Source organism: Shewanella sp. SG44-6 (assembly GCF_014164185.1).
GTDB lineage: Bacteria > Pseudomonadota > Gammaproteobacteria > Enterobacterales > Shewanellaceae > Shewanella > Shewanella vesiculosa.
Map to the genome: position 1 here is coordinate 29233 of NZ_JACJER010000011.1, position 21342 is coordinate 50574.

A 21342-nucleotide genomic window follows, 5' to 3' on the forward strand; every position below is an offset into this window, starting at 1 on the left:
AAAAACCAACTAATATCCTTTTGAATAAAACTGCTGAGAATTATATTATAATTCTATATAAACAGTAACTTAAAATTTTAAATAAATTCAAAAAATGCTAGATCGCCGCAATGGTACAAAAAACACACAAGCCTAATTGAGATAGCTAATCACTCATTTAGCAACTTAAGTTATACACAAATAACAAGGCTTATTTTAAATTAAACCCGTAAAAAAGCCATTTTATTACGTTGACTTGGGGTTTTTAATCAGTTAAAGAGCCATAAACTTGTACTTATCCATTAAATCTGTGGATAAGTATGTGTGAAATGTAGGGGAAAAACGAGTGTAACTTGGGACAAGTATATTATAAAAACAGTCATAGTTAAAAAATTCATTTTAAAACAGCATTCTACAGAAGATTTTAAGCGAATAACTTTACCCAAACAAAATGCGGTTATTTTTCAACCAACCCAGGTACAACTAACTAAACTTGTTATCAATCAATATTACTTGATAGCATAGCGTGTCAGTATTAATCGCCAGCGCCCCCCACGTTCTCAAAGGTAAATTATCATCAAATGGCTAAATCATCGCCCTTAAACCTCAATGAATTAATGCAAAGAGCCCACAATATGGCAGGCATTTGTTTAGCGGATATTGCCAGAGATAATCAAATAGAAGTACCGGTGGATTTGCGAAGAGATAAAGGCTGGGTAGGTCAACTTATTGAATCTGAATTAGGTGCGCTTGCGGGCTCAAAACCTGAACAAGACTTTCTGCATTTAGGCGTTGAGCTGAAAACGATCCCGATTGATCATAACGGCAAACCACTAGAAACGACTTATGTTACTGTGGCCCCACTGACGAATATTCAAGGCATGACTTGGGAGAATAGTCTGGTTTATCATAAATTGCAGAGAGTGTTATGGGTTCCTGTTGAAGGTGAACGGAGTATTCCTGTTGGACAAAGACGCATAGGCACACCCATACTGTGGCAACCAAACAGAGATCAAGCCAGACAGTTACAACAAGATTGGGAAGAGATAATGGAGCTTATTGCCTTAGGCAAGGTGGATAAAATTAGCGCCCGTCATGGAGAGGTACTGCAATTACGACCAAAAGCGGCTAATAGCAAAGCACTCACAGAAAGCATCGCCGAAGATGGCAGTATACAATTATCCAATCCTCGAGGGTTTTACCTTAAAATTAACTTTACGCAACAGATCTTAGCTAATGCATTCTCATAATCTGCCACAATCACAACCCTGACTATGATTATTAATATCGAAAAAACTTGTACTCTGCAGCAGTTTCTTCACTTCTATTGATCTAAATCAGAAATAAAATATCACAAGTAAGCAAAATTTCTATAGACTACCCCTCTTATATACTAAGTCATTTAGGCAACCACATTCTCCGTGAAAGCACGCCGTCAAACACAAAAATTATTGTTCGCTATTTTTGCCTGGTGTGTAGCAATGGCTTCTTTCGTTTTTTTTCGTTACTCACAATCATCGCAACTACCTGAGTGGGCAGTTGGAAGTGCCGATTTAGCCACACTTGCTGTGATGATGGGCATTGTATTTGGCTGTTTGCATTGGATGTCGAACCTGATTGCTGACTTTAGCGCCATCAGTCGTTTACCTTATTTATTTTCAGTCGTATTTAAAGGCTTGTTTCTATTACTCGGGGCGACGACCTTAGCGTATGTGACACAATTTTTAAACATGTGGGCCATAGAGAATCACATGGTGACATTGCGGCAAATGCTTACGGTGCAAATTATTTACAGCCCATCATTCCAGGCATTAGTGGTTTACCTTGTTGTGGTGCGGGTCAGCTTAGCTTTTATTGAACAAATGTCGCTGTTGGTAGGCCCAAAAGTATTACTGAATATTGGCATGGGTAAATATCACAAGCCACGTTATGAGCAACAATTGTTCTTGTTTATCGATATGGTGTCATCAACCGCTCATGCAGAAACGTTAGGTGACTATCGCTTTAGCCGCTTGATTCAAGACAGCTTTAGTATGCTTGCAGATACGGTGACCGATAATGAAGCGGAAATTTATCGCTATATGGGTGATGCAGTATTGATCCACTGGCCGTTAGAACAAGGCATTAAACATGACCGTTGCATGAATATCTATTTTGAGTTTTGTCAGCAACTTCAGTGGCAGAGAAAATACTTTGAACAGCAATATGGTTTTGTGCCCAAATTCAAAGCAGCAGCCCACTGTGGCCAAGTTGTCGCCGCAGTTGTTGGTGTTCATAAGCAAGAAATTAGTTTCTTTAGTGATGTATTAAACACTCTGGCTCGACTACAAGATCAATGTAACCCACTCGGTCAAAGAATGTTGCTCTCAGGGGATGTGGTGCATCGACTTGAACAGCAAAATAGCCAGTATCAACTGACTGACTTAGGGCCTATTATGCTAAAGGGTAAAAAGCATCCAACTGAAGTGTACGGTGTTGCTCCAATAAAATAGTTCCCTCTACTAGTTGAAGTCAGTTAATAACAAAAATGGCAAGTATTACGACTTGCCATTTATTGAGGCTTCAACATTCTCCAAATGAGTATCTAACCGATCTTATTCGGTAACACTTGTGCTAACAGCTTTTTCTGAATGGCCAAACCTAAGGTTCTGAACGTTGAAATACGACTGGTAGTTTGACGCCAAACTAAACCGATATCACGGTAAGGGGCTTCGCCAGGTGGATCGATAGCAACCAGATCGGTATCCGTTAAAATCCCTGTATCAATAGCCATTTGGGGTAAAAATGTAGTACCAAGTTTACTGTTTACCATCTGTACTAAAGTATGCAGACTCGTGGCAGCAAAGGGATTAATCTTGGCACTATCACCCAATTGGCATGCTGTTATTGCGTGTCCGGTAATACAATGTTCAGCTTGGAGTAAAAAAATACTTTCATCAGGCATTTTTTGGTAGTCGATAGGTTGCACTAATTGTTGCGATACCTCTTTATGCATTACCATTTTAAACGGATCAATACCGACTTTCATACTATGAAAACCACTCGTGTCCACGGGTAACACCAATATCAATAGATCTAACTCTCCTTTGGCTAACGCATCCAACAAACGCTCAGTGGTATCTTCTTTTAATAACAAGCTGAGTTTGGGATAATCTTGCTGGCATAATTTAACCACTCGACTGAGTAAGAATGGCGCTATGGTCGGAATACACCCTAAGCGGATCTCTCCAGTCATGGGTTCGCCTTGATTTTTAACTAACTCAACTAAGTCATCGACATCGGTTAAAATATTGCGAGCTCGCTCAACCACTTCTTCGCCAATAGCAGTAAACATAAAGGATTTATGATCGCGTTCAATTAACTGGTAACCCAGTTGCTCTTCAAGATTTTGAATCCCACTTGATAATGTTGATTGGCTCACAAAGCATATCTTGGCAGCGCGATTAAAATTTTGTTCTTGATGTAAATGAACTAAATAATAAAGGTTTTTAAGGCTAGGAAGATTTTTCATATAAACGATTACCCTTATCTATGTTAATTCAAATAGTGAATTAAATAAGCCAAAAAAACAAGACTCAATGGGCTAATCGAAACAAAAGTCCATAAAAAATGCCCCTTAAATAAGAGGCACTTAAACAGCATGACTTTCAGCACTCGTCTAGGTATTTATCTAAACAGATAGTGACTAGCATAATGGAAATTACGCTTTTGCTTCCAAGTATACTTTCAACTGTTGTAAATCTTTGGCAGCATGCTCAACGATTGCAGCAAGCCATACCTTGTGTTCGGTTTCCCATTTAGCTTCTTCACCGTGTTGTAATAACTGTGAAAATTGCTGAATGCGTTTCAGGCCAACAGACCCTGCTGCACCTTTAAATTTATGAGCTTCTGCACATAAGGTGTCTTTATCATTTGCATCACCCGCTTTCACTAGGCTGCTGATATATTCAGGCATTAGCTGCTCGAATAACACGACGCTTTTCAATAACGTTCCAGCTCCAATGGCACTGATATATTGCTCAAGCGTATTGAGATCCAATATTGAGTCTAACTGCGTTGTGGCCATTAAGGCACCTCTATCAAATATAACGCTATAAAGTTATAAATATGATACCGAGTAAAATACCCTATGCAAGGCTTGCTAATATTTAACCGCTATTTAATGACAAAATATCACATTTTTTCAACATAACTACTCAACTGGTATTACCAATGTTTAAAAATACCTCACATTGATAATTTTTCAGCCAAATTTTTAGTGATAATAGTTATCACTCCTATATAACATCACAAAAATCGACCTAAATGTTGAACCTATTTGATTGCCAATAATCGACCCGCAGCGATCACTCGCCCCAGGAGGTTTTAGGTTGGCTAGCGATTAATGCACTGCCTTGCCCACCAAATTCACGTAACTCGTTTACGATCGCAACCAAGCCATCCCAACGAAAAGCACACCAATCTGGGGCGAGTAAGATTGGTTTTTTGGCATAGGCAGTTACCCGATGAAAGATAATATTTTTTGGAGTATATCGAATAAGTTTTGCAGCTTCAGCGGCATACTCTTCAAGGGTCAATAATGGCATAGCATTATAACGCCATTGCTTCGCCATCGTGCTGCCTTCAACAACATGTAAAGGATGTAATTTAAGTCCATCTACACCAATGCCTAATACAGTTTGTAAGCTATTAAAATAGTCAATCGACGTTTCGCCTGGGAGCCCTAATATCAAATGAGTACACACTTTAATGCCTCTAGCGCGGGCATTTTTTACCGTCCGACGATATTCGCATAACAGATGGCCACGATTAATCCGCTTTAAAGTATGATCATTGGCGGTTTGTAAGCCTAATTCTAGCCATACTTCTATCCCTCGTTGTTGATACTCAACCAGTAAATCAATTACTTGATCAGGAACACAATCAGGACGAGTACCAATATGTAACCCTACAATATCGCTATCCTCCAGCGCTTGATCATATTTTTGCTTAAGCACTTCATACTCATCATAAGTACTAGTGTAAGCTTGAAAATAAGCAATATATTTAGCTGTGGGTGCAGTATTTGTATTCACCGAAGAGGTACATTTTTTTGCCGATTGCGCACGTACTTTGCCTTCAGTTAATTGTATCGCTATCGGTTGTTCTCTACCTCGTTCACCACTGAATGAGGCAACGTTGCAAAAAGTACACCCTCCCACCCCTAAGGTGCCATCACGATTAGGACAAGTAAATTGGGCATCAATGGTTAATTTTTTTACCCTTTGTCCATATAGACGTTTGCAATACACGCCAAACGTATTTACGTAGTCATCTAAACCCAAAATACAGTCTCATTATTACGCCAAAGTTCGCCAGTGTAGTCAGTCGATAAACACCTGTCTTGGTGCTAAATCAATAAAACCGTCTATTAACTCAAGCGAGTTATAAACTTATGTACAAACTAAATAACGTTTAAAACAATTTAGTTTATTTACATCGACAAAAAAGTGAATATTTACTCATTTATAATAATTTTTTACCCAAAGACTGTGTTTGAAATAAAATTCATTATTTTTGTTTCAAAAACAATTAACCGCCATTGTTATAAAAAGGTAATCAGTAATTTAATTTTTTTCTAAAATTCTTTTTATTCATAACGTTATAGCGCTAAAAACACAGTTTACGTTAACGTAAACTTGACAGCTTATTACCTTTTTCTAGTAATTATATTTCAGTTTGTTGCATTTTTTTGGTTTGACCTTTATGCATTCTCGGTTTAATTTGGATGGTTCGGGTGCATATCTATGGATATTCTTCAAATTTACCCCGAGTCGTATCTAGTAGAGGTTTAGGGGGTTTTTTGTATGAGCTTGTATCATCCCAGTTTTGAGCGTGACAATTGCGGATTTGGTTTGATTGCACAAATGGACGGAGACGCGAGTCACCGTATTGTGCGTACCGCGATTCATGGTCTCGATCGAATGAAGCATCGTGGTGGTATTGCAGCTGACGGACGCACAGGTGATGGCTGTGGTTTATTAATGCAAATGCCTACAGATTTTTTTGAAGCTATTGCGGCTGAAAATGATTGGCATTTAAGCCGCAAATTTGCGGTGGGTATGCTATTTCTTAGCCAAGATGAGCAACGCGCTGATGAAGCGAAGTTCATTTTAGAAAAAGAATTACAAAGAGAAACGTTAAGTGTCGCTGGCTGGCGTAAAGTTCCGATCAATCCAGATGTTCTGGGGGAGATCGGCCGGAAAAGCTTGCCACAAATCTATCAAGTATTGATTAACGCGCCAGTGGGATGGCGTGAGAAAGATCTTGAACGTCGCTTATATATGGCTCGTCGCCGTCTTGAGCAACAAATAACAGACGATAAAGATTTTTATGTTGCTAGTCTTTCTGGGCAAGTCATAGTCTATAAAGGATTAATGATGCCAGCAGACCTGCCATCATTTTATACAGACTTAGCAGATATTCGTTTAAAAAGTGCGATTTGCTTATTTCACCAGCGCTTCTCAACGAATACATCGCCAAAATGGCCATTAGCACAACCGTTTCGTTATCTCGCTCATAATGGTGAGATCAATACCATAACCGGCAACCGTCAATGGGCAAGAGCGCGTGCTTATAAATTCAACTCGCCTTTATTACCCGATTTACAACAAGCGGCCCCTTTTGTTAACGAAACCGGTTCAGACTCGTCTTCTTTAGATAACATGCTCGAAATGCTGTTATCCGGTGGCATGGATTTATACCGTGCAATGCGTTTGCTTATTCCACCAGCATGGCAATCTAATCCTGAAATGGATGACGAGTTAAAAGCTTTTTATGATTTTAACTCAATGCACATGGAGCCGTGGGACGGCCCTGCAGGCATTGTAATGACCAATGGTCGCCATGCTGCCTGTGCAGTTGATCGTAACGGCCTACGCCCTTCTCGCTACGTTATAACCAAGGATCGTATCCTCACCTTAGCGTCTGAAGTGGGTATTTGGGATTATTCCGCCGATGAAGTGATTGAAAAAGGCCGTGTTGGGCCAGGCGAGTTATTAGTCTTAGACACCTTAAATGGTCGCTTGTATCACTCATTTGAAATTGATAATGACCTAAAGCGTCGTCATCCTTACAAAGAGTGGATGGCTAAAAACAGTCAGACATTGATCCCTGCAGAGCAAATTGCGCCGACAAAACAAGGTTCAAGTGGCTTCGATGCCAAAACACTGCTGCAATATCAAAAACAGTTTGGTTTTACTCGTGAAGAATTAGAGCAAGTTATTTGGGTACTAGCCAGCAAAGGCGAAGAAGCCATTGGCTCAATGGGCGATGATACACCTATGGCTGTATTGTCGAAAAAGTCACGCTCCTTGTATGACTATTTCCGTCAAAAATTTGCTCAGGTGACTAACCCACCGATTGACCCTTTGCGTGAAAAACACGTAATGTCGCTCGCGACCTGTGTAGGACGTGAACAAAATCTTTTTAGCGAAACCACAGGTAATGCTTACCGAGTGATGTTTAATTCGCCAATTTTATTATTCAGCGATTTTAACCAATTACTTGGACTCGATAGCACTAACTATCGCGCCAATACAGTTGACTTGAACTACGATGCTCAAGAAACCTTAGAGCAGGCTATTCGTCGTATAACAGACGAAGCAGAACGCTTAGCGCGCAGTGGCACAACATTATTAGTCTTGTCTGATCGCGCTGTTGCAAAAAATGCTCAAGTGATCCCAGCCGCAATGGCTGTCGGAGCTGTGCAGCGACGTTTAGTCGATAAAAGTTTACGTTGCGACACTAACATTATTGTTGAAACCGCATCGGCTCGTGACCCACATCATTTTGCGGTACTAATCGGCTTTGGCGCGACAGCTATTTACCCTTACCTAGCATACGAATCTATTTCTGCGATGGCTAAATTGCATCAGATAGATGATGTGACCCCATTAATGCTTAACTTCCGTTATGGCATTGAAAAAGGTTTGCGTAAAATCATGTCAAAAATGGGCATTAGTACCGTCGGATCATACCGTTGTAGCCAACAGTTTGAAGCCGTCGGTTTAGCCAGTGATGTGATTGAATTGTGCTTTAAAGGCGTAATAAGCCGTATTGAAGGGGTTAGCTTTAACCATATCGCCGATGACCAAAAAATACTCCATACTGCGGCCTATCGCGCCCATGTACCGCTACCACAAGGTGGCTTGCTTAAGTATGTTGAAGGCGGCGAATATCACTGCTTTAACCCAGATGTTGTCAATACCTTGCAAGCGTCGCTAAAAGACAAAAACTACGCTGAGTATAAAAAGTTTACTCGCTTGGTTGATGATCGCCCAGTGGCAACACTGCGCGATTTAATTGGCATTAAAGGCCAGCTTGACGCAGTTGAGCAAGAGACTGTTGAAGGCGCTGAAACACTTTACTCACGCTTTGACAGTGCTGCCATGAGTATTGGCGCATTAAGCCCTGAAGCCCATGAAGCATTAGCGGTTGCGATGAATCGTCTTGGCGGTCGCTCAAACTCAGGTGAAGGCGGAGAAGACGCGCGTCGTTTCAATAGCGAACGTAACTCAGCCATTAAGCAAATTGCATCTGGTCGATTTGGAGTGACAGCTCACTATCTGGTTAACGCAGATGTGCTGCAAATTAAAGTGGCACAAGGGGCAAAACCCGGTGAAGGTGGCCAGTTACCTGGTCATAAAGTGAGTGTGGAAATTGCCGGATTACGTCATGCACGTCCTGGTGTGACCCTCATTTCACCGCCACCACATCATGATATATATTCTATTGAAGATTTGGCTCAGCTGATTTTTGATTTAAAACAAATCAATCCAAAAGCCTTGGTGTCGGTCAAGCTGGTTTCAGAACCAGGCGTGGGCACTATTGCAACGGGTGTCGCCAAAGCCTATGCCGATATGATCACCATATCGGGTTACGATGGCGGTACTGGTGCAAGCCCAATCACCTCAGTGAAATATGCTGGTTCTCCTTGGGAACTCGGTTTAGCGGAAGTGCATCAGTCACTGGTAGAAAATGGCTTACGTCATAAAATTCGCTTACAAGTGGATGGCGGTTTAAAAACCGGTACTGATGTGATTAAAGCTGCATTACTCGGGGCTGAAAGCTTTGGATTTGGCACTGTGCCTATGATTGCGCTTGGGTGTAAATACTTACGTATTTGTCATCTTAATAACTGTGCCACAGGTGTTGCGACTCAAGATAAAAACTTACGTGATAATCACTATCACGGCTTACCAGAACGTGTCATGACCTACTTTGAGTTTGTTGCTCAAGAAGTGCGTGAATGGATGGCAGCATTAGGTGTCACCAAGTTCGAAGATTTAGTTGGACGCAGCGACTGGTTGTATGCGATTGAAGGTCAAACAGACAAGCAACGTGGCTTAGATTTAGCGCCGATTTTATACAAGCCTAAAGTGCAGCCAAATACGTCACTGACATGGAAAGAAATCAATCCGCCATCCGATGTGGGTCAGTTAAACCAAACCTTGTTAGCTGATTGTCGTACGGCAGTTGATCTCGGTGAACCGTTTACTTATCAATATCAAATTAATAATACCGATCGCTCTGTTGGCGCAACACTGTCAGGCTATATTGCCACTAAAGTCGGGGTCGCGGGCGCAAAACAACCGTTAACCCTTGGTTTTAGCGGTAGCGCAGGACAAAGTTTTGGGGTTTGGAATAGCCCAGGCCTTGAACTTAGGCTTTGCGGCGACGCCAATGATTATGTTGGTAAAGGGATGTCAGGCGGTAAAATCGTTATTCATCCGCCTATTGGTAGCCCGTTCCAGAGTGAACGCAGTGCCATTATGGGTAACACCTGTTTGTATGGCGCAACGGGCGGTAAATTATTTGCCGCAGGCCAAGCGGGTGAGCGTTTTGCTGTGCGTAACTCTGGCGCCATCGCTGTCGTTGAAGGCAGTGGCGATAATTGTTGCGAATACATGACCAGTGGTATCGTGGTTATCCTAGGTAAAACTGGAGTTAACTTCGGTGCAGGTATGACAGGCGGATTTGCTTATGTGTTTGACCAATTTGGGCGTTTTAATCGTCGGGTAAACACCGAAATGGTCGACACCCATAAAGTAGAATCAAAAATCCACCAGCAGCACTTAAAAGGTCTTATTGAAACTCATTATGAAGAAACAGGCAGTGAGCATGCCAAAATGATATTGAGTGATTTTGAAAACTGGTTGGATTGTTTCGTATTAGTTAAACCAACGAATATTGCCGTTGCTGACCTGCTAAAAATTGAGCAGAAGAGTCCGGAATTAGTGGTAAAAGCAGGGTAATTATTATGAGCAATGACTTTCAATTTATCGAAGTGGGTCGAGTAGACCCGGTTAAACATGAAGCCAAGAAACGTGCCACACAATTTATTGAAATTTATCAGCCGTTTACACAACCAGAAGTCAAGCAGCAAGCCGATCGTTGTCTGGACTGTGGTAACCCGTATTGCGAATGGAAATGCCCACTGCATAACTACATTCCAAACTGGTTAAAACTGGCAGAAGAAGGCCGGATTATGGAGGCGGCAGACTTGGTGCATGAAACCAATACGCTGCCAGAAATTTGTGGCCGAGTGTGCCCACAAGACCGCTTATGTGAAGGTGCCTGTACCTTAAACGATGACTTTGGTGCCGTGACTATTGGTAGTGTTGAAAAATACATTACCGATACTGCAATATCACAAGGTTGGCGCCCAAACATGACTCAAGTGACTCCTCGTAAAGAGCGTGTTGCCATCATTGGAGCGGGTCCTGCAGGTCTTGGTTGTGCTGATATTCTGGCACGCAATGGTGTGCAAACAGTAGTGTATGACAAGTATCCACAAATTGGTGGTTTGCTCACTTACGGCATACCGTCATTTAAGCTTGATAAAGAGGTCATGGCGACACGTCGCTCAGTGCTTGAAGGTATGGGCATCAAATTCAAAATGGGTGTCACTGTCGGAAAAGATGTGAGCTTCCAAAGCCTGTTAGACGAATACGATTCTGTATTCTTGGGTATGGGTACTTACACCGCCATGAAAGCAAAACTGCCTAATGAAGATGCCCAAGGCGTGATCCAAGCCCTGCCGTATCTTATTGGTAATACTCATCACATTATGGGTACTCAAGACGAAGCGACACCGTATCTAAGCCTCGAAGGTAAAGATGTCGTGGTGCTAGGCGGCGGTGATACTGCAATGGACTGTTTACGAACAGCTGTTCGTCAAGGTGCTAAAAGCGTGACATGTGCTTATCGCCGTGACGAAGCCAACATGCCGGGTTCACGTCGTGAAGTACAAAATGCTCGCGAGGAAGGCGTTAATTTCTTATTTAATCGTCAACCTGTGGCCATTAAAGCTGAAAACGGTCAAGTGGTCGGGATTGAGTGCGTTGAAACCCGAATGGGCGAAGCTGATGCCAGCGGACGTCAACGCGCTGAAATCATTCCAGGTAGTGAGCAAGTGTTAGCAACTGATGCGCTGATTATTGCCTTTGGTTTCCAAGCTAGCCCTGCCGCATGGTTTAGTGATTTTGGTATCGAAACCAATGAATGGGGCCTAGTGAAAGCCAATAAAACAGATGACAACCCGTTTCAAACCACCAATCCAAAAGTGTTTGCTGGCGGAGATATGGTGCGAGGCTCTGACTTAGTCGTGACAGCGATTGCAGAAGGTCGAGATGCGGCATTAGGGATTTTAAACTATTTAGATTAATAGCTTGCTAGCCTAACAGGATAGACATTCTAGGTTAGCTTGATAATAACAAGCTGTTATAACGTGTTTGCTTGTGAATTTTTGCGCATCTTATGATGCGCTTTTTTTAGTTTATTTTTACTATGACTCACTGTTAATTATGAGTGTCGAGTCGAATTAACTAAAAAATAGCTGAAGATATTGTCTTTTAATAACGAATTATCATCTGAAAATTTGATCCCCACGTGTAATAGCCCTTGAACATTTTTAACTTTTACCGCACTGCCAGATAAAATGCCAGAAAGTTCAGTATTGATCGAAATAGACACGTGTATTTGCTCGCCTTCGGCAAAACTTACCGCGTTGGCATCTAAGGTCAGCAAACACCCCGAAAATGAAAAATCAACCATTTTGGTGCTCACTTTAGCGTCATTGTGAATAACAAATACATCTTGTTCAATATTAACTCTGAGCTGATCGCGTAACTTTTTCTTAATGATGATTTTCGGAACACTGAGACATAACATCTTAATAGGTTGATTAACGATAGATAAAATAGATGACTTAAACGCAATGATGTCTTTAAAGCCGCTATTGGTCATGGCTCTTACAACAATTTCAGCATTCACTAGCATATGCTGATAAGCCTCAGAAAGACCTTTGTTTGGATACTCAATTAAGATAAAACGCCCAAGTTGATAACCAATCATACTCGAACGTGATTGGACGGTTTTGCCATTGGCAAAATGAATTTCAATAAATAAATCCATGCCTATGTCGATCAAACTAAGATCACCATAAATTGGAGCGCTTGCTGGGGTAGTCATTGACTACCTGCTCTTATATAACTCGTCATTATCGGCCTGTGTGTTATCAAAACATCTCGTCAGAATAGCTATAATAAACAGAATAATCTTATTTTGCTCATTATAGCTAACCCGAGCCAGATTCAAATCGGATAAATGGCCAGATAACGCAGACGGCAAGATAAAGGACGATTGCCACACCGTTTATTATCTTAAATGAATGTGACTTATACCAAACAGTAATAATTAATACTGCACAGCAACTAATCATAACTCAATGTTTTAGTGACTATAATAATAAATAATTTATTGCAGAATCATTTCCTCCCCCTGAAATCAGATCATACTTGCGCAAATAAACTGGATTAATACTCACCAGCCTCACCAACAAGCTTTCACAGTGATTGATAAGCTACTAACAAATAAGTAGAATACAAATCATTATCATTTACTTGGTTTATTTTAGAGAATAATTCTTTTATTCCTATTGGGGCAATACCTTGAATACTTTCTTAAACAGCTTGACGTTAAGACGGCAATGGCTCAACTCATCCTTCTTCAATCGATGCCTATTGCTTGCTATTAGTGCGATTTTTTCAACGACGCTATGGGCGCAGAGCCCGGCAATGACATCTGACGATATTGTCAAACAAACACGACAAATTCTCCAGTTAGCTGAATATATTGGGGTGGACTACTCAGAAGCGGTTACAGCAGGTAATATTACTAATCCTGATGAATTTGCTGAAATGCAGCAATTTGCCAGCATTATTATTGAAAAAACCAACCTGCTCGCGAATGATATGCAAAATTCAGTAATGACAGATGCATTGCAATTACAACAAGCCATTGAAGACAAAGCGCCACTGGCTGTTATTCAAGGATTTAGCCAACAAATCCGCCAACAGTTATTAAGCCAGTCTCCGGCCTTAATACTGCCATCACAGCTATTAACCAAAGATCATGTTCAGCAATTGTTTATCGAAAATTGCTCAAGCTGTCACGGTGATTTAGGCCAAGGCAATGGGCCATTAGCCAAATCATTAGCACCTGAACCAACCAATTTCACCGATCAAGAACGTGCGTTAAATCGTTCGTTACTGGGACTGTATGACGCAATTTCTGATGGTTTAGATGGCAGCGCGATGCGGGCTTTTAGTGAGTTAAATGATCAACAACGTTGGTCACTGGCTTTCTATGTTGGCAGCTTAGCATTTGAGCCAACGGCCACGGCAACTGAACATAGCAAACATGATACTAATGTTGAATTACAACAATGGGTCAATAACAATCCAATACAATTACTTCAGCAAGATGTCGGCATTGATCGTAGCCAACTTGAGTTATTACGCTCACAACCTGAATTACTGTTTCAACACGCCGAGTCGCCGATTTCAACTGCACGCACAAACTTGCAAGCTGCAGTAGAGGCTTATCACGCCAATGAGTTAGCGCAAGCACAAACCTTGGCGGTAAGTGCATACTTAGATGGATTTGAGTTAATTGAAAATACCTTAGATGCTCATGACAGTAGTTTACGAAAATCGATCGAGAGCCAACTGCTTAACTTTAGAAACTTACTGAAAGTACCAGGCCAAACCACACAGATTAATCAAGAGTTTGCCAGTATAATGACTCAGCTTAATCAAGCTGACACTGTATTAACAGGCCAATCGTTATCAAATAATGCCATGTTTTCGGCGGCATTAATTATTCTGTTGCGCGAAGGTTTAGAAGCACTGTTGGTGATCATTGCCTTAATGACAGTGTTAATTAAAACCGAGCGCCATGATGCGATTAAATTTGTTCATTTTGGTTGGATATCGGCACTCGCTGCGGGAGTATTAACCTGGTGGGCGGCAGATAATCTGATTAGCATTAGCGGCGCATCGAGGGAGTTAATGGAAGGCGGCGCCGCATTAATGGCTGCTCTGGTGTTGTTCTATGTCGGTTATTGGATGCACAGTAAAACCCAGGGTTCCAAATGGCAAAGTTACATTAAAAATAATGTTGATCGTCATTTAAACACTGGTACCTTGTGGGGTCTCACAGGGCTTGCGTTTATTTCGGTCTATCGTGAAGTCTTTGAAACCATTTTGTTCTATCAGTCATTACTGACTCAAGCCATAGGCTCTGATAGCAGTAATGAACAAGTCAGTTACCTAGTTTACGGCTTGCTAGCCGGTATGGCTATTTTAGCTGTGATTGCTTGGTTAATGATGCGCTACTCAGTTAAATTGCCATTAGCCCGCTTCTTTGCGGTGAGTTCATACTTCATGCTGGTGCTAGCGTTTATCTTGGCAGGCAAAGGTATTTCAGCATTACAAGAAGCTGCGGTAATTAGCCTTACGCCCTTCCCTTTAGATGTATCGATTAGCTGGTTAGGTATAGCGTCGACATGGCAAGGCTTAAGTACGCAAATGGTAATTGTGGTGTTATTTAGCTTTTTGGTTATTCGTAATCGTTACGCCAAATAATACCCAAAATTGACAGCATGACCTTGAGTGCTTAACCCTCAAGTTTGGTGTTTTGTATTCGAGTTTAACATTGAGCAGCCAATAAAAAGGCCGGCTAAATATATTTAGCCGGCCTTTTTGTTCCTAAAAGCGGTGAGTCATTTATTGCACAGTAAACTTAGTATCTTCATCTCTTAACATGTACAGCGCAAAACACGCGGCCCACATTGGCCATGCAGCAAAAAACAATAAGTTATTAAACGCATCAAAATATTGATTAAATGCCGACAAGGTTGAAGCGCCGTGCATGAGAAAGATAATCCCGTAAGTAATACGCTTTTTAAACCCCAATACAAACGCAAACACTAAGGTTAATTGCAGTGCGCCCATAATATAGGCGGCAACTTCATTCATGCCGCTAATGCCATAAAACTTTTCAAATATCTTCATGCTATGGCCAGGATTAACAAACTTATCCAATGTCCACACTAGCATCACCAAAAATACGCCTAAACGTAAAGCCAGTAATGACCATTGCAATTTGCGTTGAACATCGCCGCTAAGTGTTGTTTGCATCATCATTCCTTAAAAAATAATAATAAAGTGGTATCTATCTAAAACTAATGAGCTTTTAATAGGCTAAACTGACTTTTTAAGCAAAAATCGCATTTGCCACTAATTGACCGAGTAACGCGCAACTATGTTGCACTGTCATCTATGCCATTTAGACCTAAGCCTATAAAAATAGGCATAACATGGTTGAAACAAAAAAGTTAATTAGAAGGTCTCTTTAACCATGTTCATCACAGCAGAAAATATTATGCCTACTCATCGCCATCAAAATCGTTCACTTATCGGGCTAGCGGTTAGCCTAGCCTTGTATTCATCTTTGACAACTGCAGCTGAAGACACTTCCACTATCGAAGTGATTCAAGTATCAGGTAAAGCGATTAACGATAAAGGCATGTCACCTAAAAACACTAAGATCAACGGCCCCTTTGGGGATGGCATAGCATTAAAAGATATCGCCCGCTCGGTCACGCCTATCACCAGTGAAATGATTGAACAGCTTAATATCACTGATTTATCAGACATTCAAAAAGTCAGCCCTAACAGTTATTCAGCCAGCGGCTTCGGTGCATCGAGTTTGCCAACCATTCGTGGTCAATTAGGTGAACTGTACCAAGATGGTGTTCGTCGCCAGGCCGGTAATAACGGCTTTGGGATTCCCATATCATTTAATGCAGTAGAGCAAATTGATGTAGTCAAAGGTGCACCACCAGTGCTACTCGGTACCAGTCAACGTAACGGTGGTTTTGTTAATTTACATTCGAAAACTGCGCCAACTGACAGTAAATTTGGCAAGATCACGGCATCGGGCGGCAGTTGGGACCATTATCGCGCTCAATTAGATGTCGCCACAGACATAGTCGCCAACCAAAGTGGCATACGTTTAAGCGCTGAACACATAGATAACGGCAGCTATTACGATTACTCAGGCTTTAAAAGTGACAGTATTTTTGTGGCATTTCGATTACTGCCCGACGATGTCAGTACTTGGGATATTAACGTCGAATACTATGATGTTGAATTTACCGACAACGCGGGGATTAATCGCCCTACTCAAGCATTAATCGACAACGGTTTATATATTACTGGTCAAGGTGTTCAACCTAATGGCAGTACTATTGCTGGAGCCAATGCCATCGTATCGCCAACCGGCTTAGTTGAGATAGATCGCAGCCAAGTATTAACCGATCCCTATAACACTAACGACGCACAAACCTTTTTGCTGCACAGCACCTATGTGCGCCAACTTAGTGATAATGCAACCCTTAAAAACATTACTTATTATCAGCATTTAGAACGTGAAGAAATCGCTCAAAACAGTTTTGTTGAAATCATTGATGGTGCTGACACAGCCCAAAACCGCCTTGAATTAGCCTATCAATGGAATGACAGCCAAAGTACCATTACCGCGGTGGATCTTCGCTACAACAAAGTGTTAGGTTACAGCCAATTTACCACCGAAGCTGACTTACCTATCGACTTGACGGGTCCAATTGAAAACCGCCGTATTCCACTGACTGCTGAGCAGCAAGCAAGGCTAGTTGAGCTGCGCCCAGGTGTGTTTGTGTCACCCGGGGCCCAATACGATACCAACGGCGATGGCAGTGGCAACTTTTCATTGTCTGACACCACAGACTCCAGCAGTTGGCAAACCGGCTTGGCGATCCAACACAACAGTCAATGGACCGATAAGTTTTCGACCAGCATAGGTTATCGAGCTGATTTTTATGATGTCCAGGCACGCGATCCTATTGCGCCACAAGGTCAAATTGCGGCCAGCGATTCTATTCATGAAATGCTAGAGTCTGGACAAATTAGTCTCAGCTATAAACTCACCGATGCTATCACTACCTATGCCAGCGCTAGCTATAATGAATCAACCTCAAACAGCATGGGTGGTGGTAATACCTTAGGTGCAAACAACCAAATTAGTCGTCAAAACTTTGCCACTGAAAATACCCTTAATGAAGTCGGTATAAAATACTCACCAACAGACAGCGCTTGGTATGTCGATGCCGCTGTGTTTGATCAAAAACGCAGCCTGCGTAATCGAGATGGCAGCAATACCGGCATTCGCACCAAGGGATTTGAGGCACAAGCCTTTTTTGATGCCGATCCATATTGGTTTAGCGCAGGTTACAGCTATTTAGACGCTCGCTATGATGACTCAGCAAGTAGCCAAGACACAGTGCAAGTGGCCGACAGCTTTGACAACTCGCGCCCGGATATCATCCAAGGCACTGGAATTGGAGCGCCAAACTTTGCCTCATTTGCACCATCAAATCGTCGAGTTCAAGGTTTGCCTGAGCAGACATTGACAATTAATGGTGGTATTGCCATTACAGAAAAATGGCAAGCAGGTTTCTCCGGTCTATATACCAAGAGTTACCCATTAGATTTTTTAGCGACTGTGTACATCCGCGATCAATACACGCTTAATATCAACACTCGCTATGACTTTACACCGCAAACAAGCTTAAGGCTGGACGTGAATAATGTGACCAATCAAAACAACTGGCGCCCTGTATTTGAAGGCGGTTATTTTGGCTCAACCTTGGTTTTCCCTGAGCTACCTGTTAACGCCACGCTTACCTTGCAACATTCATTTTAAGGCGACTGTTTATGATTAAAAAAATTATCCTATTACTCATTGCTACATTATTAGTAGTACTGTTTTTCTACTTCGACTTGCATCATTTACTGACCTTAGAAGGCTTAAAAGCCTCGATGAATGATTTCCACCAATGGCGCGAGCAATCGCCATTATTAGTTATTGGCGGATTCTTTATACTGTATGTAACGGTGACAGCATTGTCTCTTCCCGGCGCAGCCATTCTCACCATTGCCTCTGGAGCACTATTTGGTATTGTTGAAGGGTTGATTATTGCTTCGTTTGCTTCAAGTATTGGCGCATTATTGGCCTTTTTAGTCTCACGCTACTTATTGCGCGACTCAATCAAAAAGCGCTTCCCTGAACGTTTAGCGGCGATTGATAAAGGCATTGAAACAGAGGGGGGCTTTTATTTATTCACCTTACGCTTAGTGCCCATATTCCCATTTTTCATGATTAATTTATTGATGGGCGTCACTTCATTTAAATCGTGGACCTTTTACTGGGTTAGCCAGATTGGTATGTTTTTGGGCACCTTTGTATACGTTAATGCCGGTACTCAGCTGGCGCAAATTGACAGCTTAACGAACATTTTATCGTTTAATCTGATTATATCATTTGCACTATTAGGCTTATTCCCTCTTATTGCTAAAGCGATAGTCAATACCATTAAAAAACGCCGCGTATACAGTCAATGGACTAAACCCGCTAAGTTTGATCGCAACTTAATTGTAATTGGTGCAGGTGCCGGAGGCCTAGTCACTAGCTATATTGCTGCCGCAGTAAAAGCCAAAGTAACCTTAATTGAAGCCGGAGAAATGGGCGGCGACTGCTTAAACTATGGCTGTGTGCCCAGTAAAGCGATTATTAAAAGCGCTAAAATTGCTCAGCAAATAAGAAACGCCCATCATTACGGCCTAGAAGACACGACACCTGAGTTTTCTTTTAAAAAAGTCATGGCGCGCGTGCATCAAGTGGTGGCCGATATTGCTCCCCACGACAGCATTGAGCGTTACACCAATTTAGGTGTCGACGTCGTCAAAGGCTACGGAAAATTAGTCGACCCATGGACAGTAGAAATTAGCCACCCTGACGGTAACACTAGCCGCTTAACCGCGCGCAGTATTGTCATCGCAACAGGTGCTAGCCCGTTTGTGCCACCGTTACCAGGCATAGAAGAAGTCGGCTATGTCACCAGTGATACCTTGTGGGACGAATTTGCCAAACTCGACACTGCGCCGCAAAAATTGGTGGTATTAGGTGGCGGCCCTATTGGTTCTGAACTGGCGCAAAGCTTTGCCCGTTTAGGATCGAAAGTCACTCAAGTTGAAATGGCTGAGCGCATCATGATCAAAGAAGATCGTGAAGTGTCAGAGTTTGCCACCCAAGCCTTACAAAAAAGTGGTGTGAATATTTTAACCTCTCATCAAGCACTGCGCTGTGAACTACGCGATGGTAAAAAGTACCTTATCGTTGAGCATCAACAGCAAGAATTAGCGTTAGAGTACGACCAGCTATTATGTGCCGTCGGTCGCAGTGCCCGCTTAAGCGGTTACGGTTTGGAAGAGCTAGGCATTGAGACAAAGCGCACTATCGTCACCAATGAATACTTAGAAACCTTATACCCAAATATCTATGCGGCAGGCGATATTGTTGGCCCGTATCAATTTACTCACGTGGCAGCGCATCAAGGCTGGTATGCGGCAGTCAATGGACTGTTTGGTCATTTGAAAAAATTCAAAGTCGATTATCGCGTGATCCCGTGGACCACCTTTATCGATCCAGAAGTGGCTCGAGTGGGTATAAATGAATACGAAGCCCAGCAGCAAGGCATTGATTACGAAGTAACTCGCTTTGATTTTGCTGAACTTGATCGTGCCATTACCGACAGTGCCACCCAAGGGTTTATTAAAGTGATTACCCCTAAAGGTAAAGATAAAATCTTAGGCGTGACCGTAGTATCAGAACACGCTGGCGATTTAATTGCAGAATTTGTGTTGGCAATGAAACACGGCTTGGGACTGAATAAGATTTTAGGCACAATTCACAGCTACCCAACATGGGCCGAAGGCAACAAGTACGCCGCTGGTGAATGGAAGCGTAACCATGCTCCAGCAACTGTGCTGCGCTGGTTAGAAAAATACCACACTTGGCGTCGTGGCTAACCCTACTGAGTGAGCACTTGGGTTTATGAAAATGGGCCTTAGGTTATAGGCCTTAACTAATCGTTCTGATGATGATTCTTAGAACATAACTCTCGATAATGGCTGTTATAAAGTGACTCTATATAACAAGAATAGGTCTCAGATAATGAAAAGATTAACGCGATATGCTCAATCGTTTATGCTGACTGTCGGTTTATTGCTGAGTTTGCTTGCTAGTCATGCGGCTATTGCGGCAGTGGATCAGTCTGACGTTATTTCTGCTATAAAGAGTCCGGCTATTAGTCAGGCGCTCAACAACCAAGCTACTGATAACAATACACTAGATAACCAGATCATGGCGCTACACGATAACTGGAATACATTACTCAGCCGTCATGTTAAGCCGATAAACCAAGGTCACAGTAGCGCGGTAGACTACGCCGCCATGCAGCAAGACCGAGCGATATTGACCCTGTATCTCAAACAACTCGGTCAAATTACTCAAACTCAATTTGATGCTTGGGATAAGCCGGCACAACTGGCGATGCTCATCAATGCTTACAACGCCTGGACAGTTGAACTAATCTTAACCAAGTACCCTGATATCGACTCAATCAAAGACTTAGGTGGATTTTTCAGCTCACCATGGGACAAGAGTTTTATCCCATTACTGGGTAAAACCCGCAGTCTCGATGATATTGAGCATAAACTGATCCGCGGCAGCGATCGTTACAATGATCCTAGAATTCATTTTGCGGTAAATTGTGCCAGCATTGGTTGCCCTGCACTACGCGAAGAAGCTTACACTGGCGCTAAACTCGACATGCAACTCGATGCGCAAACCCAACGTTTCCTTGCCGATAGCAGCCGCAACTACGCCAAAGGCGACACAGTCTATTTGTCTGCAATTTTTAAATGGTATGGCGACGATTTTACCAAAGGCTTTAATGGAGCTGATTCTGTTGATGCATTTTTATTACTGTATCCTAGTGGGCTAAAACTCAGTCCGGCACTTCAAACCGCGGCAGAAAAACAGCAATTGAATATCGATTTTTTAGATTATGACTGGTCATTAAATGCGGTTCGCTAA

At 42.1% G+C, this 21342-nt stretch carries 13 protein-coding genes; 8 read left to right on the top strand and 5 right to left on the bottom strand.

Translation table 11 applies throughout. The annotated features are described in order from the left end of the window. Nucleotides 1–560 precede the first annotated feature (560 nt). Together mutH and H5185_RS03640 are read left to right on the top strand one after the other, a co-directional pair. Nucleotides 561–1229 carry a DNA mismatch repair endonuclease MutH gene (gene mutH / locus H5185_RS03635; RefSeq protein ID WP_182698323.1) on the top strand — a complete coding sequence of 223 codons (669 nt, stop codon included), beginning with the start codon at nt 561–563 and terminating at the stop codon, nt 1227–1229. Between the two features lie 231 nt (nt 1230–1460). Next, nucleotides 1461–2471: an adenylate/guanylate cyclase domain-containing protein gene (locus tag H5185_RS03640; RefSeq protein ID WP_220487645.1), complete on the top strand. Its 1011-nt coding sequence runs from the start codon at nt 1461–1463 to the stop codon at nt 2469–2471. 92 nt (nt 2472–2563) lie between these two features. Here H5185_RS03640 and oxyR read toward each other — a convergent pair whose 3' ends face one another. The 3 genes from oxyR to H5185_RS03655 form a co-directional block, all read right to left on the bottom strand. Beyond that, complete coding sequence (oxyR, locus tag H5185_RS03645) at nt 2564–3490, bottom strand: hydrogen peroxide-inducible genes transcriptional activator OxyR (RefSeq protein WP_182741370.1); 927 nt, start codon at nt 3488–3490, stop codon at nt 2564–2566. Between the two features lie 189 nt (nt 3491–3679). Beyond that, on the bottom strand, nt 3680–4045 hold the full coding sequence (locus H5185_RS03650) for an Hpt domain-containing protein (RefSeq protein ID WP_124017091.1): 366 nt from the start codon (nt 4043–4045) through the stop codon (nt 3680–3682). A 280-nt stretch (nt 4046–4325) separates the two neighbouring features. After that, nucleotides 4326–5303 carry a TIGR01212 family radical SAM protein gene (locus tag H5185_RS03655; RefSeq protein ID WP_182741371.1) on the bottom strand — a complete coding sequence of 326 codons (978 nt, stop codon included), beginning with the start codon at nt 5301–5303 and terminating at the stop codon, nt 4326–4328. Nucleotides 5304–5825: 522 nt separating this feature from the next. Between H5185_RS03655 and gltB the strand changes: the two genes are divergently transcribed. Beyond that, complete coding sequence (gene gltB / locus H5185_RS03660; RefSeq protein WP_182698321.1) at nt 5826–10274, top strand: glutamate synthase large subunit; 4449 nt, start codon at nt 5826–5828, stop codon at nt 10272–10274. Nucleotides 10275–10279: 5 nt separating this feature from the next. After that, nucleotides 10280–11686, top strand: a complete 1407-nt coding sequence (locus H5185_RS03665) for an FAD-dependent oxidoreductase (protein WP_124017088.1) — start codon at nt 10280–10282, stop codon at nt 11684–11686. 137 nt (nt 11687–11823) lie between these two features. On the opposite strand, the gene H5185_RS03670 is transcribed toward H5185_RS03665, so the two are convergent. Then, the gene (locus H5185_RS03670; RefSeq protein ID WP_182741372.1) at nt 11824–12492 is read right to left on the bottom strand and encodes a flagellar brake protein; all 669 of its coding nucleotides are present in this window, start codon (nt 12490–12492) and stop codon (nt 11824–11826) included. Between the two features lie 605 nt (nt 12493–13097). On the opposite strand from H5185_RS03670, the gene H5185_RS03675 reads away from it, so the two are divergent. Then, nucleotides 13098–14948 (top strand): cytochrome c/FTR1 family iron permease, encoded by a 1851-nt coding sequence (locus tag H5185_RS03675; RefSeq protein ID WP_124017086.1) that lies wholly within the window; start codon nt 13098–13100, stop codon nt 14946–14948. Nucleotides 14949–15089: 141 nt separating this feature from the next. On the opposite strand, the gene H5185_RS03680 is transcribed toward H5185_RS03675, so the two are convergent. Further along, nucleotides 15090–15503, bottom strand: coding sequence for a hypothetical protein (locus H5185_RS03680; protein WP_124017085.1), 414 nt, complete (start codon nt 15501–15503; stop codon nt 15090–15092). Nucleotides 15504–15747: 244 nt separating this feature from the next. Here H5185_RS03680 and H5185_RS03685 point away from each other — a divergent pair, with 244 nt between their 5' ends. From H5185_RS03685 to H5185_RS03695, 3 genes are all read left to right on the top strand, one after another. Beyond that, nucleotides 15748–18108 carry a TonB-dependent siderophore receptor gene (locus H5185_RS03685; protein ID WP_182741377.1) on the top strand — a complete coding sequence of 787 codons (2361 nt, stop codon included), beginning with the start codon at nt 15748–15750 and terminating at the stop codon, nt 18106–18108. An 11-nt stretch (nt 18109–18119) separates the two neighbouring features. Beyond that, complete coding sequence (locus tag H5185_RS03690) at nt 18120–20273, top strand: FAD-dependent oxidoreductase (protein WP_182741373.1); 2154 nt, start codon at nt 18120–18122, stop codon at nt 20271–20273. 145 nt (nt 20274–20418) lie between these two features. After that, on the top strand, nt 20419–21342 hold the full coding sequence (locus H5185_RS03695) for a DUF547 domain-containing protein (RefSeq protein WP_259396150.1): 924 nt from the start codon (nt 20419–20421) through the stop codon (nt 21340–21342).

Coding starts and splice junctions, on each gene's coding strand:
- gltB (WP_182698321.1), top strand. CDS start 5,826: ATGAGCTTGTATCATCCCAGTTTTGAGCGTGACAATTGCGGATTTGGT.
- H5185_RS03675 (WP_124017086.1), top strand. CDS start 13,098: ATGACATCTGACGATATTGTCAAACAAACACGACAAATTCTCCAGTTA.
- H5185_RS03685 (WP_182741377.1), top strand. CDS start 15,748: ATGCCTACTCATCGCCATCAAAATCGTTCACTTATCGGGCTAGCGGTT.
- H5185_RS03665 (WP_124017088.1), top strand. CDS start 10,280: ATGAGCAATGACTTTCAATTTATCGAAGTGGGTCGAGTAGACCCGGTT.
- mutH (WP_182698323.1), top strand. CDS start 561: ATGGCTAAATCATCGCCCTTAAACCTCAATGAATTAATGCAAAGAGCC.
- H5185_RS03690 (WP_182741373.1), top strand. CDS start 18,120: ATGATTAAAAAAATTATCCTATTACTCATTGCTACATTATTAGTAGTA.
- H5185_RS03650 (WP_124017091.1), bottom strand. CDS start 4,045: ATGGCCACAACGCAGTTAGACTCAATATTGGATCTCAATACGCTTGAG.
- H5185_RS03670 (WP_182741372.1), bottom strand. CDS start 12,492: ATGACTACCCCAGCAAGCGCTCCAATTTATGGTGATCTTAGTTTGATC.
- H5185_RS03680 (WP_124017085.1), bottom strand. CDS start 15,503: ATGCAAACAACACTTAGCGGCGATGTTCAACGCAAATTGCAATGGTCA.
- H5185_RS03640 (WP_220487645.1), top strand. CDS start 1,461: ATGGCTTCTTTCGTTTTTTTTCGTTACTCACAATCATCGCAACTACCT.
- oxyR (WP_182741370.1), bottom strand. CDS start 3,490: ATGAAAAATCTTCCTAGCCTTAAAAACCTTTATTATTTAGTTCATTTA.
- H5185_RS03695 (WP_259396150.1), top strand. CDS start 20,419: ATGAAAAGATTAACGCGATATGCTCAATCGTTTATGCTGACTGTCGGT.